This is a genomic window from Leptolyngbya sp. UWPOB_LEPTO1 (assembly GCF_017302695.1).
Lineage (GTDB): Bacteria > Cyanobacteriota > Cyanobacteriia > Leptolyngbyales > Leptolyngbyaceae > Leptolyngbya > Leptolyngbya boryana.
On the sequence record NZ_JAFLCJ010000002.1, the window covers coordinates 229,069 to 246,812 of the forward strand.

General features: G+C 47.5%; 14 protein-coding genes. 5 read left to right on the top strand and 9 right to left on the bottom strand.

The features are described from left to right. Positions 1 to 517 precede the first annotated feature (517 nt). Positions 518 to 2,524, top strand: a complete 2,007-nt coding sequence (locus tag J0L70_RS03940) for a polysaccharide biosynthesis protein (protein ID WP_287453182.1) — start codon at positions 518 to 520, stop codon at positions 2,522 to 2,524. Between the two features lie 100 nt (positions 2,525 to 2,624). Here J0L70_RS03940 and J0L70_RS03945 read toward each other — a convergent pair whose 3' ends face one another. After that, the gene (locus J0L70_RS03945; protein ID WP_287453183.1) at positions 2,625 to 3,806 is read right to left on the bottom strand and encodes a DUF4336 domain-containing protein; all 1,182 of its coding nucleotides are present in this window, start codon (positions 3,804 to 3,806) and stop codon (positions 2,625 to 2,627) included. A gap of 23 nt (positions 3,807 to 3,829) precedes the next feature. Continuing rightward, entirely contained in the window at positions 3,830 to 5,545 is a 1,716-nt protein-coding gene (locus tag J0L70_RS03950; RefSeq protein ID WP_287453184.1) for a ShlB/FhaC/HecB family hemolysin secretion/activation protein, read from the bottom strand. A 201-nt stretch (positions 5,546 to 5,746) separates the two neighbouring features. Here J0L70_RS03950 and J0L70_RS03955 point away from each other — a divergent pair, with 201 nt between their 5' ends. Beyond that, a complete protein-coding gene (locus tag J0L70_RS03955) occupies positions 5,747 to 6,658 on the top strand; it encodes a branched-chain amino acid transaminase (RefSeq protein ID WP_017287799.1) in 912 nt (303 codons plus the stop codon). A gap of 132 nt (positions 6,659 to 6,790) precedes the next feature. On the opposite strand, the gene J0L70_RS03960 is transcribed toward J0L70_RS03955, so the two are convergent. From J0L70_RS03960 to glcD, 4 genes are all read right to left on the bottom strand, one after another. Continuing rightward, positions 6,791 to 7,681, bottom strand: a complete 891-nt coding sequence (locus tag J0L70_RS03960; RefSeq protein WP_017287798.1) for an alpha/beta fold hydrolase — start codon at positions 7,679 to 7,681, stop codon at positions 6,791 to 6,793. A gap of 186 nt (positions 7,682 to 7,867) precedes the next feature. Continuing rightward, complete coding sequence (locus J0L70_RS03965) at positions 7,868 to 8,206, bottom strand: type II toxin-antitoxin system PemK/MazF family toxin (protein WP_287453186.1); 339 nt, start codon at positions 8,204 to 8,206, stop codon at positions 7,868 to 7,870. Beyond that, positions 8,196 to 8,438 (bottom strand): hypothetical protein, encoded by a 243-nt coding sequence (locus J0L70_RS03970; protein ID WP_287453187.1) that lies wholly within the window; start codon positions 8,436 to 8,438, stop codon positions 8,196 to 8,198. The genes J0L70_RS03965 and J0L70_RS03970 overlap by 11 nt, the downstream gene beginning before the upstream one ends. A gap of 103 nt (positions 8,439 to 8,541) precedes the next feature. Next, positions 8,542 to 10,011 (bottom strand): glycolate oxidase subunit GlcD, encoded by a 1,470-nt coding sequence (gene glcD, locus J0L70_RS03975; protein ID WP_287453188.1) that lies wholly within the window; start codon positions 10,009 to 10,011, stop codon positions 8,542 to 8,544. Positions 10,012 to 10,141: 130 nt separating this feature from the next. Between glcD and J0L70_RS03980 the strand changes: the two genes are divergently transcribed. After that, complete coding sequence (locus tag J0L70_RS03980) at positions 10,142 to 11,053, top strand: MvdC/MvdD family ATP grasp protein (protein ID WP_287453189.1); 912 nt, start codon at positions 10,142 to 10,144, stop codon at positions 11,051 to 11,053. 48 nt (positions 11,054 to 11,101) lie between these two features. Here J0L70_RS03980 and J0L70_RS03985 read toward each other — a convergent pair whose 3' ends face one another. Next, a complete protein-coding gene (locus tag J0L70_RS03985; RefSeq protein ID WP_287453190.1) occupies positions 11,102 to 11,698 on the bottom strand; it encodes a hypothetical protein in 597 nt (198 codons plus the stop codon). Positions 11,699 to 11,802: 104 nt separating this feature from the next. Between J0L70_RS03985 and zds the strand changes: the two genes are divergently transcribed. Beyond that, the gene (gene zds, locus J0L70_RS03990) at positions 11,803 to 13,272 is read left to right on the top strand and encodes a 9,9'-di-cis-zeta-carotene desaturase (protein ID WP_190649876.1); all 1,470 of its coding nucleotides are present in this window, start codon (positions 11,803 to 11,805) and stop codon (positions 13,270 to 13,272) included. Positions 13,273 to 13,357: 85 nt separating this feature from the next. Here zds and J0L70_RS03995 read toward each other — a convergent pair whose 3' ends face one another. Together J0L70_RS03995 and J0L70_RS04000 are read right to left on the bottom strand one after the other, a co-directional pair. After that, positions 13,358 to 14,380, bottom strand: a complete 1,023-nt coding sequence (locus J0L70_RS03995) for an FG-GAP repeat domain-containing protein (protein ID WP_287453191.1) — start codon at positions 14,378 to 14,380, stop codon at positions 13,358 to 13,360. A 135-nt stretch (positions 14,381 to 14,515) separates the two neighbouring features. After that, the gene (locus J0L70_RS04000) at positions 14,516 to 15,304 is read right to left on the bottom strand and encodes a cysteine hydrolase family protein (RefSeq protein WP_287453192.1); all 789 of its coding nucleotides are present in this window, start codon (positions 15,302 to 15,304) and stop codon (positions 14,516 to 14,518) included. A 176-nt stretch (positions 15,305 to 15,480) separates the two neighbouring features. Here J0L70_RS04000 and J0L70_RS04005 point away from each other — a divergent pair, with 176 nt between their 5' ends. Continuing rightward, positions 15,481 to 17,661 carry a BamA/TamA family outer membrane protein gene (locus J0L70_RS04005; protein ID WP_287453193.1) on the top strand — a complete coding sequence of 727 codons (2,181 nt, stop codon included), beginning with the start codon at positions 15,481 to 15,483 and terminating at the stop codon, positions 17,659 to 17,661. Positions 17,662 to 17,744: the final 83 nt, after the last annotated feature.

Sequence of the window (17,744 nt, forward strand, 5' to 3'; positions counted from 1 at the left end):
GTGTAATTTACCAGAAAATCTGTCTGAGATTTGCGTGTTTGAACGCTTAGCGATCGCGTTCAGGCTCGTTTAATCTAAATAGGATTCATGAAGCTTTAACTTCGCTTTTTCTCAGAATCATCAGTTTGTTTACACTAAATCAAAAGCTAGACAAACTAAACTTGAAAACTTGAGTGCATCCATCAGATTTTGAAATTTATCTCTAGTTTATAAACGATTTGATTCCTTGCTCATTTCTTTAAGTACGAGACTTCAAGAAGGTAGTATTTTCACTAAGGGTGTACGTAATACTTTGCATTATGTGGAGACAGACTAAAAATTTGCATGGGTGTACCTAATGACACGCATGTGAATTTGAGAAAGTAAATTAGAGCGACATTTTTCACGTTTAATCAAGGCGTTTTCTACCAGGTTGATCGAACGGACAGGGTTGTTTTTGAAATCAAGACTCACATCTACCGAACTTTGAGTTGATTTCGTCCTGCATTACGCGACTGAGTAAAGAACGAGATTCCTTATGCGTGAAAAGCTTTCTGTTTCGGCGGCTTTCCTTCGGCTCTTTCAAACTGGATTACTCCTTCAATTCATCACAGGCTTGCTTAAATTGCCCCGCCGCTTGCGACGCTATATTTTGTTCGCAGGCGACAGTATCATCTTTCTAATTGCTGCCTGTATTGCGCTCAATCTGCGGTTTGAAGATTCCCCTTTGATTGACCAATTCTGGTATTACCAAGCATCTCTTGCGCTAACTGTTCCGGTTAAATTCTGCATATTTTATTTATTAGGCATGTATCGACCTCTGTTACGGCATACAGGGGCAGAAATCTTATGGTTGGCACTAAAGGCAGTCATTTTGAGCGAAGCGGGACTGGTTGCATTCAGTACCCTGCTACATGTGCAGGTTTTACCTCGATCGGTTCAAATTATTTCTGCGCTGATTACTTGGATTGGAGTAGTCGGAATTCGGTTCTCAATCCGGCGCTTTTTGGTCCTGATCGATACTGCACCTCAGGCAACTCATGCGGCTGCTGTGCGATCGCGTCAGCGCCATAAGTCGCTGCCATATTCAACGTCACAGCGAATTATCATCTATGGCGCAGGGTCGGCTGGATTTCAGCTTTCGCAGGCACTGCTGCGTGAAACAGAATACCAAGTCATTGCTTTTGTGGATGACAATCCTGAAATTCATGGCAGATCGCTCGATCGCGCTCATATTTACAGTCCAACTCTGTTGAGAACGCTGATTGCTCAGTACCAGATTACGATGGTTTTACTGGCAGTGCCTTCTGCGAGTCCCCAAGACAAGCGTCGCATTCTTCAGAGTTTGAAGGGATTGCCTGTCAAGGTCAAAACAGTTCCTTCGGTGCGTGAAATTGTTGCAGGTCATGTGCCGATCGGTAAAATTCGGAATGTTGATATTTCTGATCTGCTCGGGCGCGCCGAAGTTCTGCCCGATCCGAGTCTACTTCGAGTTAACATCACTGATAAGTCAGTACTGGTGACAGGAGCAGGCGGCTCGATCGGGTCAGAACTCTGCCGCCAAATTGCCCAGCAAAATCCTCGACTTCTGGTGCTCTATGAGCTGAATGAGTTTGCTTTGTATTCGATTGAAACAGAGCTAGCAGAAACGTATCCCAATGTGCCTCGTTTTGCTTATTTAGGCTCGGTCACTGATGGCGATCGCTTATCGGAAGTATTGGAGAAGCATCAAGTTGAGACGGTCTATCATGCAGCGGCATACAAGCATGTTCCTTTGGTTGAAAGCAATGCAGCGCAAGGAATCATCAACAATGCCTATGGCACAATGGTGACTGCACAGACCGCAGAAAAATGCAGAGTTGAGACTTTTGTCTTGATCTCAACGGATAAAGCTGTGCGTCCAACCAATGTGATGGGTGCGACAAAGCGGATTGCAGAATTAGTGCTGCAAGCATTAGCAGCACGGGCGAAAACACGCACCCGCTTTGTGATGGTGCGATTTGGTAATGTGCTGAATAGTAACGGGTCAGTTGTCCCCCGATTTCGACAGCAGATTGCAGCAGGTCAGCCGATTACACTGACACATCCAGAAATGACGCGCTATTTCATGTCGATTCCAGAAGCGTCACGGCTGGTGATTCAAGCAGGTGCAATGGCTCAGGGCGGTGAAGTTTTTCTGCTCGATATGGGTGAACCTGTGCGGATTTATGATCTGGCGGTGCAGATGATTGAACTGAGTGGATTAGTACCCGGAGCAGATATTGATATTGAAATTACGGGATTACGACCGGGCGAGAAGTTGTATGAGGAGTTACTCATTAGCGGAAATTCGATGGCAACGAGTCATCCTAAGATTTTTGCAGCACGAGAAGCCATGATACCCTGGGAGCAGCTAGAGCCATTGTTGGATCAGCTTTTCTTAGCGGCGTATCAGAAAAATGCTACTAAACTACGATCGCTGCTCAAAACTTTGGTTCCAGAATATCAGCCCAGTAGTCCGAAGTCGATGGATTCGGTTCTCAATCCGCAGCGTCGAACGAGTTGAGACGAGTCTGTTTGAGATGGAGATGCTCAAAGAGTGGGGGTAGGGAGCTAGTAAGGAAACAACTCCCCACTCCTCACCCAACTTAGGGCTACGATAGCAACTAAAGCTTCTCTTGCGCAGGCGGTGTTACTCCCGTTTGAACTAAGCCCTGCTCGATTTCTCTGAGCAATTCAAAGTCCTCATCTGGTAAAACTCGATCGCTCTCTTTTTCCAAAAAGCTAAATGCCGATCGAAACTCTTGTGCATCTGCTGGAATAGGAGCATCGAAGTGGCAGGGAATAATCCGCTCAAAGTTCCAGCTTGCAACTTGATTTGCCCAATCCATCACCTTTTGCGGTTCACGATTGAGGATCAATTGCTGCAAAATCGGAGCAACCATTAATCGATGCTTGCGTAATGCTTCAAACGATCGCTGCCAGCCCGCTTTCCAATGAAACGGATACCAGCCGAATAGAGCTTTCTTTGAGCGATCGGGAGCTTTCATTGCTTCTCGAACCGAAGGAGCTAAGTCTGCGATATCCAGCGCACTAGGGCGAAAGTAAAATGTAAATAATGCCACGCGCTGCCAGCCTTTGAGACGATTGGCTTCTGTATCTTCGATGCGATCGACAGCAGTCTCACGCGCATGAAACAACAACGGATAAGGATCAAGCTGAATAATCTCTGGAGCAACTTCTGGCACTGAGACAACGGAATCTGTCACCAGTAAGGTGCGTGAGCTTTTATCCAACAATGCAATCTCTCCAAAAGGGCCGAGTCCCAATCCAATCGGGCCGAGAGTTGCAGACTCAAATTGGTTACTAAAAGAAACATTCTGCCCATCTAGCACATGAGTGCGTTGCTTTGGAAATCCCAACCAGGTCAGAGGTAAATTGGCTGGATAGCTCCATTGGCTCGGTGGAACATAGATTTGAGCTTTAGGAAACCGACGCGCAAAAGGCGGAACACAGACTTTATGCTCTAGTCCCGATATCGTTGGCAGAACAATGTATTTTACCTCGCCGTGTAGGGCGACTAGCTCATCGAGTAATCTTGAACATTCGCGGGTTAGGGCAACCGGAGCATAGATTAACAGTCCACCCTCATCGAGCTTAATCACAGTCATGCGAATCGGTGTGACCACATAAAAGATGCCTTGAAGCTGGTCAAATGTCCAAACGGCATCTTTCACAACTTCAGTTCTAAGGGTTCGACGCTGACGATAGGGATAAATGGGGAGGAGAAACCAATAGAACCACGATCGCTCTCTCGAATCTGTTGAAATGTCTTGCACCGATTGCATCCTTTCTCAAATCTTTCTTCATCTTAAAACGATGGGCTATACCGAATCGAGAAATAAATTCCATTCTCTTGTAAGGTGCGTTTCTCATTTTCGATCGACACGAGCGGAAAGCCAAAATCGATCCGCGCTGAAAAGTTTTCTCCTTGCCGCCACAAAAGCCCTAGACCCGCTCCGACGAGCGTATTCTTTTCAGGATTGTCTCCGCTGCGATTCCAGCCTGTTCCTAGGTCAACAAACGGTGTGAGTTGTACCAGTCCGTTTCTCGGTCTGAAAATCGGCAATCGTAATTCGGTCGAGAACAAAAAACCGTTATCGGTGAGCAGGGCATCTTGTCGATATCCTCGAACTGTTTCTTGTCCTCCCACGCCAATTTGTTCTAAAGGGACGAGTGTACGATCGGCAAGTTGCATATCTCCTCGCACTAGGAATAATGAGTCTCTTGCTAAAAGTCTTGTCCACTGTGCTTGACCTCGCCAAGCAAAAAAACGGCTGTCTGGTGCTTGCTCGTTGATGGTTGAATTCAAGAAATTCAAGCCCAAGCTAAATTGCGATCGCGCGGCAAAGACTTGGCGATCGCTGCGCTGCACATATTCCTGAAAGAAGCGTAAAGCTGAAATTTGAGTGCGTCCCTGTTCATCTGCGCCAGGAGAAAGGGGAAAAGGTCCAATATTATCTAGACCAAGCTCGGTCTGGCTTTCTTGGCGCGAGAACGTCCAACCGATTGCAAACTCATTGGTTGGGCGCTGAACAATCGGCTGTCTTAGTGTCAGTTCGTAGTAGCGCGATCGCGCTTGAATCTCCAAAATATCAAACGGCTCCTCAATCACTCGGCTGCGAGTGCTGCCATAAGCTAGTCGGAGTGTCCCGTTGCGCGCATTGAATGGAACAATATAGCTCAAATCAATGCCATTACTTCCGTCTGTGTTGGTGTAGCTAGCTCTAAGACCATCGCCTAAGCCGAGTAAATTTGCCTGCGAGACTTCGAGTTGTCTGCGGAACGAGCCGACACTCGGAGAACGGGAATTATCGAGCAAAGGCGAGAGGGTCAACGTTTTCGCTTCTGCGATCGTAATTTGTAAAACACTTGTGCCTGGGCGTGTACCTGCTTGCAAGTCGGCTGAAATCGAAGCAATCAAGGGGTCAAGCTGTAACAGCCGCAAGCCTTCTAGCAACCGATTTACATTCAAAGGTTTTTGAGCCACAAGCCCAATTCGGCTGCGGATATAAGCAGGATTAAGGCGACGGGTTCCGATGACATCAATGCTCGCGATCGCACCTTCAATGATTTGAATTTTGACGGTGCCACCCGTTAAAACCTGAGGTGGGAGAACTGCGGCAGAGGTGACATAGCCTTGTTTGATATACAGTTCAGTAATTTCAGTTCTAATTTGCAACAATTCTGCAAACGAGATCCTGCGATCGACATATTTACGAGTAATCTCCGCGAAATCTTGCGGGCGAAAAACAGTACTGCCGACAATTTCAATTTGTTTAATTTGAATCGTGTCTGAGACATTCTCCGGAGGTTCAGGAGTGGGGGGAGTTAGACCCGGGAGTAGTTGATCAGGTGGGGGAAGTGGAGTTGAAGTGGGTTCTGGTGGAGAAGGCTGCGGCGGTTGCGGTCTGGGTAAATCTTGAGGTGGGGGAATTGGCAAAACGCGCTGAGCGAGAGCAGGCGATGGATGAAAAAGAGGAAGTAGCGACAGGAGCAGAATTTGAAATCGCGAGTGAGAAGCCATATGTATTTTTCATCGTGGAGAATTATCGCCCACGTTTTATTTAAACCATAGTTAGGTCAGGAGATGAACGCGGCAAAATAAAAATTTCTCCTCGATGAAAAGGATTCAGCAGGAGGTGAATCAAACCAGAACGCGAATTTCAAGGTAATCTTGAAATCTGTCTTATCGGGACGCGTTTTCTAGTTTTTGATCCTCACTCCCATGCACAATTTCCTCCCCATCGCCTATTTCAAAAATCAATTTCTCCCTTTTGAGAATGCCAATTTGTCGATCGCAACCCATGCGCTGCATTACGGAACGGGTGCGTTCGGCGGATTACGCGGGATTCCGAATCCAGAGAATCCAAATCAGATTTTGCTGTTTCGCCTCGATCGCCATTGTCAACGCTTGAGTAATAGTGCAAGATTGCTGAATTTTGAGCTGCCTGCGGATAAGATCCAATCGATTATTACGGATTTTGTTAAGAAAAATCAGCCAAAAACATCGTTTTATATTCGTCCGTTTGTCTATACCTCGGATCTGGGGATCGCACCGCGATTACACAATATTGAACATGATTTCTTTGTGTATGGGCTGGAGTTAGGGGATTATTTGTCGCCGGATGGGGTGAGTTGCCGCATTAGTTCTTGGTATCGACAGGAGGATCGCAGTCTGCCGTTGCGCGGCAAGATTAGTGGAGCCTATATTACGTCTTCATTGGCGAAGACAGAGGCGGTGTCTTGTGGGTTTGATGAGGCGATTTTGCTGAATTCGCAAGGCAAAGTCAGTGAAGCGTCGGGAATGAATATTTTCTTGGTGCGCAATGGGGAATTGATTACGCCAGGATATGACCAGGATATTTTGGAAGGGATTACGCGGGATAGTGTGTTGACGATCGCGCGCGATTTGGGGATTAAAACGATCGAACGTCCGGTGGATAAGTCAGAGTTATTCATCGCGGATGAGGTGTTCTTAAGCGGAACGGCGGCGAAGGTAACGCCTGTGAAACGCATTGAGACGTTTGAGTTTAGTAAGCATCGTCCAGTGACGGATAAGCTGCGTGAAGCGGTGACGGCGGTAACGGAAAATCGGAATGAGACGTATCGCGACTGGGTGAATGTGATTGAGATTTAAGTCGGAAGTTGTGATGGTTGTAGAGCGCTAGCGCGAAGCTGATTATCACAAAGAATCCCCAGAAAATCGCTGTTATCCTTGATTAACGGAACGGTGATTTTCTGGGGATTTTGGAATTGATGCTGCGATCGCTTAATTGACTGCCGATGTGACCCAAGTCCGAATCAGTGCGTTCACTTGGTCAGGAATTTCGTCATGCGGACAATGTCCTGCATTCAAATAATGCTCGGTCAGTTGGGGATGATAGCTGCGGAATTTTGCACCGCGATCGCGCGCGTTAATCCAGGGGTCAGCTTCTCCCCACAACATTAACAAGGGTCGCGTTAGTTGTCCGAGCAACACATCGACTTTTTCTCCTTGTGGAGTGCGGAAGACTGATGCAAAGACTTTATCTGCGCCTTGATCAAAGGCAGGGCGTTGGATTTCCTCGATTAAGCGATCGGTGACTGCCGTTTGATCTAAGTAGACTTTTTCTAAGGTTTTTCGGATCGTTGATTTCTGCCGCACATACTGAAAGAGCAACCAACTTGCCCAGTCCTGGTGAAATAAGCTCATCACAAAGCTTCCCATGACTTGGCGAATCGGATCAGGCTTGGTTGTGCCTTGAATATCGGTAAAGGGACCTGCACTATTAATCAAAATTAATCCTGCTGACGATTCGGGACGTTGGGAAGCGGCACAAAGTCCAACATAGCCACCGAGCGAATTTCCAGCAACAACGGCAGGCGCACCGATGACTTCAGTGACAAATTCATGAATCTGGTCGCGCCACAGTTCACCGCTGTATTTCCAGTCTGGTTTTGCCGATCGCCCAAATCCGAGTAAGTCGATCGCCCACACTTCAAACTCTTGGCTCAATCCGATCACGTTTTTGCGCCAGTGATCAGTCGAAGCTCCAAATCCATGAATCAATAACAGCGGGGGGCGATTGTTCCGTTCGCCCATTTTTACATAGTAAACTGGCTCGTTTCGCCAGTTCCAATACTGTCCTGGAACCGTATCGATCGAAGAAGCGACCTGCATGAGACAATCCGCAATACATCACAGATTCAATTGTAAAACTTAGGGGATGTATCAGGGGCAGAGAGCCGGAGAACTGCCTCAAAGAATGAGGGGATTGGGCTTGCTGAAAGTCTGTAGAAATTTTTAAAATCATTCCGACACTTGAATCGTAGACAGCGATCGCAGAATTTCTAAGCGCGATCTCAATTACCCATTTAGCAAGCTACAGAGCTTCTCAACTAATACAGCATGAGTCTGCAGAGATAATTCGCCCAAGCGACGCTGAACCATCGATCGACGAAGCGTAATCAGATGATTCAGACGGAGCGTAGAAGGCTTTCGCAACCCACTCATCACAAAATCTGGGTGAGACAAATCTAGAACGAGATCCGAATCGAGTAGCATGGCCGGAATCCGACTCGTAATCAGTGCAAAAATCAGATGGCGATTCTCTCCAATTGGGTCAGTGAGACAATATGCAGGACGAATCTTGCTAGCTGAAAGATCATCATAAGGAAACTCGATCAAGACAATCCTATGCTTCATCACTCACAGGTTCGCCATCTTCTAACGTGTAAATATCTTCCGCCGGATCATCTAACCAATCCTGAACAGAAGCTTGAACTGCAGAGGATGACCACTCTTGATTCAAAGAACTCTCTGAGTCAGGGAAGAGCAAAATCCCTCGAAATCTGGTTGATTTTGCTGCAGGGAGCGGTTGATCGATCTGGATACAACCTTCCTCATTCACGCTGCCTGTTACTTCAATCGCTCTCATAAAGTAGTACTTAGACGATCTATTTCATTTTACGCGACTTCAAAATTGGCGCGCCATTTCTGAAGGGCAATTGCTATTTTCCAATTTGCGATCGCACCTTCACCTAAAACCGCTCAACGCCCTCAAAAACCTTCTGTCCATGCGCTTGTGCCGCTTCTCCACAAGTCCGAGGAGTCGGGAACAACTTCGTCGGATTGGCAATTCCCTGCGGATCAAATGCCAATCTCACCCACTGCATCGTCTCTAAATCCGCAGGCGAAAACATCTCTGGCATATAGCACCGCTTATCTGCTCCAATGCCATGCTCTCCAGAAATACTTCCCCCCACTTTCACACAGAGCTTGAGAATCTCTCCCCCCAACGCTTCGACTTCTTCTAATGCTCCTGGAATTGCATTGTTGTACAAAATCAACGGATGCAAATTCCCATCTCCCGCGTGAAACACATTCGCCACGTTGTAGCCGAACTTTTGTCCCAAGGCTTCAATTTCACGCAGCACATATTCCAACTTCGTGCGCGGAATCACCCCATCTTGGACATAGTAATCGGGGCTCATCTTACCCATTGCCGCAAAGGCAGCTTTCCGTCCCTTCCAAATTGTTAGCCGCTCATCCGCCTCGGTTGCTACCGTGACATTTCGCGCTCCATTCTTTTTACAGATCTCCGCGACTCGCTGACTATTCAAGTCTGCTTCAACTTCTAAGCCATCTACTTCCACAAGCAAAATTGCAGTCGCATCGCGCGGATAACACCCAGTCGCGACGACATCTTCGACTGCGTTAATACTCATGTTATCCATCATTTCCATCCCGCCCGGAATGATGCCCGCACTGATAATGTCAGACACTGTAGCTCCAGCCGCTTCAACACTCATAAAGTCTGCTAACAGCACCCGAATCGACTCTGGTGTTTTCAAGATTTTTAACGTGATTTCAGTTGCGATTCCGAGCGTTCCTTCTGACCCAACAAACACTCCGGTGAGATCGTATCCTGGCGATTCGGGAATCTCACTGCCCAAATCCACGATCGTGCCTTCGGGAGTGACAATCTTCACCCCCAACACATGATTCGTCGTCACTCCATATTTCAGACAATGCACCCCGCCGGAATTCTCAGCTACATTACCGCCGATCGAACAAATAATCTGACTCGATGGATCGGGCGCATAGTAAAATCCGGCTCCACTCACCGTCTGAGTCACCCAACTATTGATCACGCCCGGTTGAACAATCACGCGCTGATTTTCCAAATCCACCTGAAGAATTTTCCGCATCAAAGAGGTAACAATCAAGACACAATTCTCGATCGGTAAAGCGCCACCTGACAGTCCTGTGCCTGAACCTCTCGCTACAAAGGGGACCGAAGCGCGCGCGCAAATTTTCACGACTTCTGCGACTTCTTCTGTCGTGCGCGGTAACACTGCGATCGCGGGACGTTCTCGATAGCTCGTCAAGCCATCACACTCATAAACCAAAAGTTCTTCGCGGCGTTGCACAACCCCCGATTTTCCCACAACTGCTTCAAATTCGCGTGCGATCGCTTGCCAATTGGGTTGGGTCACTACTGCCGTCATGATCATTCCTGTGCAACGTTATCCTTAACGTACCAAATTACCCTGATTTCGGGTCACAAGATCGTAGATAGAAACTATCAATTGTCCGTCGATTGCTTCTCAATCTGGCAAACTTCTGACTTACATCTATATGACCGTGCTGATTTTGGGACATGCCGCGGATCTTCATGCATCACATCTGTATCAAACCTTAGAACGATTGGGAATTGTCTGCCACTACTGGGATGTGGCAACGTTTCCGACCCAAGCACAAATTACTTGGTCGCCCGTGTCTCAAGAAGGCTTATTGCGTCTGGCAGATGGGCGACAGTTAGCTGTCAGCCAGATTCGCAGTGTGTTTTGGCGACATTTTGCCGGGGTACGAGTGCCCAGATTACCTCATGCATCGGTGCAAAAAGCCGCGTATCAAGATGCGATCGCGCTCGTTCGCTCTCTGATTCAAATTCCTTCAATCCACTGGGTGAATCCCATACAGGCGTATCAACTGCATCGCGAGAAACCGCTGCAACTCAGCAAACTTCATCAATTAGGAGTCAACCTTCCCGATACGATCGTCACGAATGATCCAACTTCAGTGCGAGAGTTCGTCTATCGACATTCCAAAACGACCTTCAAACCAATTTATGGCGGAGCTAGAACCCAACTCATTTCAGCAGAACACTTGAATCCTGAACGCTTGAAATTGAGTCTAAAAATTGCGCCTGTGACGCTGTGCGAATACATTGCCGGAGCGAATATTCGATCGTATGTCATTGGTGACACGGTTTATGCAGCCGAGATTTGCAGTGCTGCATTGGATTTTCATGAGGATGACGATGTTAAAGTCATTCCGATCATCTTTCCGAAAGCGATGTGCCAGCAGGCAATTGCGATCGCTCAAGCCTTGGATGCGGAATGGCTGATGATTGATTGGAGATTAACACCGAGCGGCAAGTATCTCTTTCTCGAAGCGAATCCCAATCCATCCTTCTTAGCCTTTGAACAACAGACTGGATTTCCAATCACGCAAGCGTTGATTGAATTGTTGTTGAATTCAGACTGATGTGCTGCGGCTTGAGCAGGTTTGACAGTGTGAGAATCTTGACCAACTCTAGGGAGATGGAGATGGGGACGGAGATGCTGTCGATGAAGGAGATGCTGTCGGAGATGGCGATGCAGACGGCGACGGAGACGGTGAAGGCGCTTGAATTGTTAGGGGAATCCCATCACTGGTCGATCGCTCGGTTGCTTCTATTTGTCTTGGATTCGTGCTGGCTTGTAGCTGTGCTGCTGTCAAATTGGTTTGATACTCGGACAATTGCTTGCGGATTCGAGGAATTTGCGCCGCAGGTTTGAGAATATTGATCGCTAATTTCCAGCGATCGATCACCAGTCTCCAATCATCCTTCGACTGCGCCACTCTTGAAAGATTCGCAGCACTCGCCGCTTTATCATCGGCTTGAGTCAGTAAAGTCTTGATTTCTTCCTCAGAAAGTTTCTGACCCGGTTTTACTGTGACCGTTGGCGGGAGCTTTATCTCAGATCCAGAAGGCTTGGGTGCATCAGGTTGTACTGCAACCAAACCTTGTTTCTCGTAGGGCGTTGGATCAACGGGACGAGACTCGACGTAGGCTCTGATCTTTGTGGGTAAAGGAGTACAGCTTGTGAGAAATCCTAGCATTGCGACGAGTGACAAAACCTTAACCATGAGCAGAGAACAAATTCGACCCCGTTAGAATGCCTCAATTTCCACATTTGATCACACAACAGCGTTAAAATTTCTTAATGAAGTCATGTCAGTGAGATGAGCGAATGCGTGTTGCGATCGTTGGGGCAGGATTAGCGGGATTAGCCGCAGCCGTAGAATTAGTCGATGCGGGTCACGAAGTTGAAATCTTTGAAGCACGATCGTTTGTCGGCGGGAAAGTTGGCAGTTGGATCGATGCGGATGGCAATCACATTGAGATGGGATTGCATGTGTTTTTCAACAATTACGCGAATCTATTCGCCTTAATGAAAAAGGTCGGCGTATATCAAGAATTGCTGCCGAAAGAACATGTTCACACGTTTGTGAATCGTGGCGGTGAACTTGGCAAGCTAGATTTTCGCTTCTTAGTCGGTGCGCCATTTCACGGATTGAAGGCGTTCTTTACAACCGGACAACTCACGATTCAAGATAAATTGCAAAACGCGATCGCGCTGGGGACAAGTCCGATTGTTCCGGGGCTGATTAATTTCGATGCCGCGATGAAAATGATTCGCGCTTTGGATGGAGTCAGCTTTGCTGATTGGTTCCGCAGTCATGGCGGTTCTCAGAATAGTTTGAAGAAAATGTGGGATCCGATCGCTCTCGCTCTCGGCTTCATTGATACCGAAAATATTTCTGCACGCTGCATGTTAACCATCTTTATGATGTTCGCCGCGAAGACAGAAGCGTCGCAATTGAACATGCTATCTGGCTCACCTGCGGAATATTTGCACAAACCGATCGTAGATTATTTGGAAGCGAGAGGTGCAAAGATTCACACCCGCAGACAAACCCGACGGATTTTGTTTGAAGGTGAGGGAACGAATACGATCGTGACTGGACTTGCGATCGCGAATGGTGAAACAGAAGAGATTATTACTGCTGATGCCTATCTTGCAGCCTGTGATGTTCCTGGAATTCAGAGACTGCTTCCCCAGGAATGGCGCAGTATCAAGGAGTTTGACAATATCTACAAACTCGAAGCAGTTCCAGTCGCAACAGTGCAAATGAGATTTGATGGCTGGGTGACAGAAATGAATGATCCAGCCGCGAGAAAGCAAGTTGACCATGCAGCCGGAATTGATAACTTGCTGTATAGTTCGGACGCAGATTTTTCCTGTTTTGCAGATCTAGCACTGACAAGTCCCAAAGATTACTACCGAGAAGGTCAAGGTTCTTTGATGCAAGTCGTGCTCACGCCGGGTGATCCGTTTGTGCCAATGAGTAATGAAGACATTGCTCAACATGCTCTCAAGCAAATTCATGATCTGTTTCCTTCCTCGCGCGAACTGAATATGACCTGGTTTAACGTGGTGAAGCTAGCACAGTCGCTGTATCGGGAAGAACCCGGAAAAGATCCGTATCGTCCTTCGCAAAAAACGCCGATCGAGAATTTCTTCTTAGCAGGCAGTTATACTCAACAGGACTATATCGATAGCATGGAAGGTGCAACGATTTCAGGCAAGCAGGCGGCTCAGAAAATTCTGGAACCGACGGGCTATAAAGTTCAAGGGGTTGGATTGTTTAAGTATTAAGCGATCGGTTGCATCCATCTTGTGGGATGGGGAGACGGGGAGAAACAGCCATGATTTTAGAGTTTTGCCCTATCTCCCATCAGATTTACTCGGTTGCTATTGACTGAGGTAGTTTCCCATCGCTGAACCAAATCACATTTTCCTGACCCGTCACACTGACCCAACGAATATCTGAAAACCGATCGCCGTTGTAATCTCCAATTTCGGGAAAGAATGTAGCAGACTGCGCTGGAATATCGGAAATTTGCACTTCGATGTCTCCGGCGCGCCAGATTTGATTCTCGCCTGTACTTGGATTGCGAACGAGAAAATCTGTTTTGTGATTGCCATCAAAATCGCCCGTTTTGATCACAAAATCGCTGCTTGTGCTGGGTAAATCGATCGCGATTGGATCAGGTTGCAGACTGTCGCTTGTCCAAAGCCAAATTTGGTTTTGTCCGGTTAAGCGATCGCGCCAAAACAGATCACTGCGCCCATCGCCGTTGTAGTCAATTATTTCATAGTTCCAAGTTGGAGACTTCGCCTCAAGCCATTCTCCGGAGATACCCAGTGTCTGCGGATCGATTGTCCAGACGGCATTCTGTCCTGTCAACGGATTGCGCCAGAATAATTCATGGCGATGATCACTGGTGAAATTTGTAGCAGCAGGTTCCCAACCCGGTTCAATCTGAGCAATCGAGCGTTTCACACGCTGCGCCCCATTCATTGCCCAGATCTGGAACTCCCCAGTCGTAGAGTTATACCAAAACAAATCGCTGGTTCCGTTGCCGTCAAAATCGCCGACCACTTCTGTCCATGCCCCTTGCAGAGAATCAAGCCATTGGGCATCCAAGGATGAAGTTCCATCCATCAGCCAAATTGCATTTTCTCCAGTTTTGGGATTTCGCCAAACGAGATCCGTTTTACCGTCTTGATTAAAGTCGCCATATTTTGGAGTCTGCCAACCTTCTGGAATGAAGAAGATCGGACTTGATGCACTCGTTCTGATATTGGCGGATAAATTAATTTCTGGAATGCGTGTCGTGAGATCAAAACTGAATAAATCAGTCCGCCCATCTCCATTAAAATCAGGTGCTTTGAACGAATTCAAACTATCAAAAAATGTCATACTTCTCCTCACATAGGAACTCAGCAACAAGATGCCACGCTGGAATTCCGTTGCTTGAGTATCAGAGTGATGGACTCCGTGATGAACTCAATCATGAATTCAGCAGGCAGATGTAAAGTGATGAGAGCTAATCAGTTAATTTTTATCTTTAACCCTGGATTTTATCCCATTCAAAACAGAGATGGAACTGGATACAAATCCAAAGCATTGTTTGACATTATACAGAGTGGCTTGCCAACAAAAATCCGGCGAAGTTGTTGCCGTGCAATCTTCTAACAAAATGCAATCGTATCCTAAGAAATTTGCATCTTGTAGAGTTGCCATCACACACTGATCTGCATTTACGCCTGCAAAAAATAGCGTCGTTTTTCCTAAATTTCGCAGAATACTATCCAGCGGTGTATCCCAAAATCCACTCATTCGATATTTATCGATTTGAATATCACCTTCTATCGGTTGAAGTTCATCGACGATCGCTGCCGCCCAACTATCTTTTTGTAAAACAGGAGCCTGATTTTTCGGGAGCGGATCGCCGAGTCCTACACTTTGTCCGTCTGAATTGTAGACATATCGTGTTGCGGGGCTAATATTCAGTAAGTCAGGACGGTTTCCCCAATTGACCCAAACGATCGATAGACCAACTTGTCGCGCGATCGGTAGAAATTGTTGAATCGGCACAATTGACGATCGTGCAGGGGTAACATCCACTCCGATATGGGCTAACCATCCATCCGGGTGACAAAAATCATTCTGCATATCGATGACAATCAATGCAGATTTGTTTAGGTCTAATCGTATTTTTTTTGTTGCGGTTTCGACCGTAATGATTTGAGGAGGAATAGGAGATCGAGTTAGATCTGCGATCGCTGAATTCACATACCAGGCATTCGGTGGAAGACCGAGTGGATACATCGGCTCATTCATATTTGGGGAACTCTAGGTTTCAATTCTTCTTCAATAGGTACTACAACTTTTGATCACAAAGCTGTTCGAGGGATCACGAATTCATCCGTGAGATCAGCTCAATTTTCTGATACAACTACTCTTAAATCTTGGCTTCTGATTGTTGAATTGAGTGCTCTAATTCTGTGAGTTTAGCAATGCGAATTTCTACATTAACGGCTTGTACGATCGGATTAATTTCCATATCAGATCTCGCGCAAACAGCAGCAGCAACGAGCGCGACGAATCTCGATGAAATTGTTCCGATTGAAGCTGAGTCTACTCAGACGCAGAGTGTTTCAGACGCTCCGAGTCCGAAGAGTGCTGCCGTTACGCAAGCGATCGCGGCTCCAGAATTTTCGCGCTCCGCGCAACTCGTTCCTGCGATCGCAACTCCTGTCGCGGCTCCAGAATTTTCGCGCCCTTCCCAACTTGCTCAAGCCCAATTTGAGCAGACCTATCAACCCGTTTCTCCGACGCAAGAGTGGATCGTTCCGAGTCGTTCGCCTGCCTCAACCGCTCAAACTGCTCCTCGCCAAACTCCGCCGCGTCCAACCCCGACTCCTGCAACCCCGGCTCCGGTTCCTGCTAATCTCGTTCTCACAGCAACCGATGTGCAAATTGTGGGTGCAGACTCGGAGCTGCAATCGATCATTCGCTCTAAGATCCGCACTCAAGCGGGCGGAAATGTTAGTACTCCTCAGCTTCAGAGCGATATCGCCGCCATTTTAGAAACGGGGCTGTTTAGTACGGCAAACTTTACGACTCAGGCGAATCCGAATGGATTAAGTGTGACGTTTCAAGTGCAACCGACGACAGTACGCACAGTGAATTTGGTGAATGCTCAGGCGTTGACACCTGCGATCGCTAATCAATTTTTCCAATCACAACTTGGCGCGCCCGTCAGCCCAACAGCAATTAATGAAAGCATTCGTCAAATCAATGCTTGGTATCGCCAGAATGGATTCACTTTAGCGCGTGTGATTGGGGTCGTTCCGAGTCGGGATGGAGTCTTAACGCTGGAAGTTGCAGAAGGGGCAGTGAGCGATATTCAAATTCGCTTTACGGATGAGCAAGGCAGACTGGTTAATGATCAAGGTGAACCTGTGCGCGGCAGAACCCGCGAAAGTTTTCTACGCAATCAGATCCAACTAAAGCCCGGTCAGATCTTTCAAGAATCTGCGGCTCGTCAAGATCTTCAGCGCATTTTGCAAACAGGGCTGTTTACAAATGGGCGAGTTTCACTCGAAGGCGATGCCCGTCGCACTACGGTCGTGTATAACCTGACTGAGGCGCGCAGTCGTGCCTTAAATGTCAGCGGTGGCTTTAATGATGATTTAGGCATCTTCGGCAACTTCAACTACAGCGATAACAACTTCAATGGAGTTGGGCAACAGTTGAGTGGGAATGCCTCGATCGGGACAAAAGATGCACAGTTTGATGGCAGATTTGTCAGTCCTTATCGCGCGACAGAACCCGATAAGCTTGGCTACAGTATCAGCGGATTCCGGCGACGTGGGGTGTCGCGGGTGTTTGATGACGAGCAGAGCGAATTAGCAAATGGCGATCGCCCAAGAGAAGGGCGATTTGGGGGAACCGTTGCGGTCAATCGTCCGATTGGGAATGGTTGGGATGGAACGTTGGGCTTGAACTATACGCGAGTGAGTATTCGCGATCGCGATGGTGATGTCGCGCGACGCGATGCTAATGGCGCACCGCTTTCCTGGAGTGGTACTGGGATTGATGATCTGACGACGCTCAGTTTTACAGCCGTTCGAGATCAGCGCAATAGCGCGATCGATCCGTCGAGTGGTTCGATTTTGACGCTCAGTACCGAGCAATCGATTCCGATCGGTCGAGGGAACATTCTCTCGAATCGTCTGCAAGCGAACTACTCGCAGTATATGCCAGTGAATTTCTTTAATTTAGAAAAAACGCAGCAGCAGCCAGAAGTGTTGGCATTTAATGTGCAGGCAGGAACCACGATCGGAGATTTGCCGCCCTACAATGCCTATACGCTCGGCGGCCCCAATTCAGTTCGAGGGTATGGAGTCGGAGAAGTTGGAGTCGGACGGAGTTTTGTTTTAGCTTCGGCAGAGTATCGCTTCCCGATTTACAGCATCATTGGCGGAGCCGTGTTTGCCGACTTTGCGTCTGATCTCGGATCTGCAGATACAGTGTTAGGTGAACCTGGCATTGTTCGGAATCGTCCCGGAACTGGTTTTGGGTTTGGCTTAGGGATTCGCTTAAAGTCGCCTCTGGGAACAATTCGAGCAGGCTATGGAATTAACGATCAAGGCGAAGGGCGTTTCCAATTTGGATTCGGGGAGAAATTCTAAAATCGCGATCCAAAACCACTCCCCACTCCCCACTCCCCACTTCACAATTGATTCAGGACTGATAGAGAAGCGCTAAATTAAGC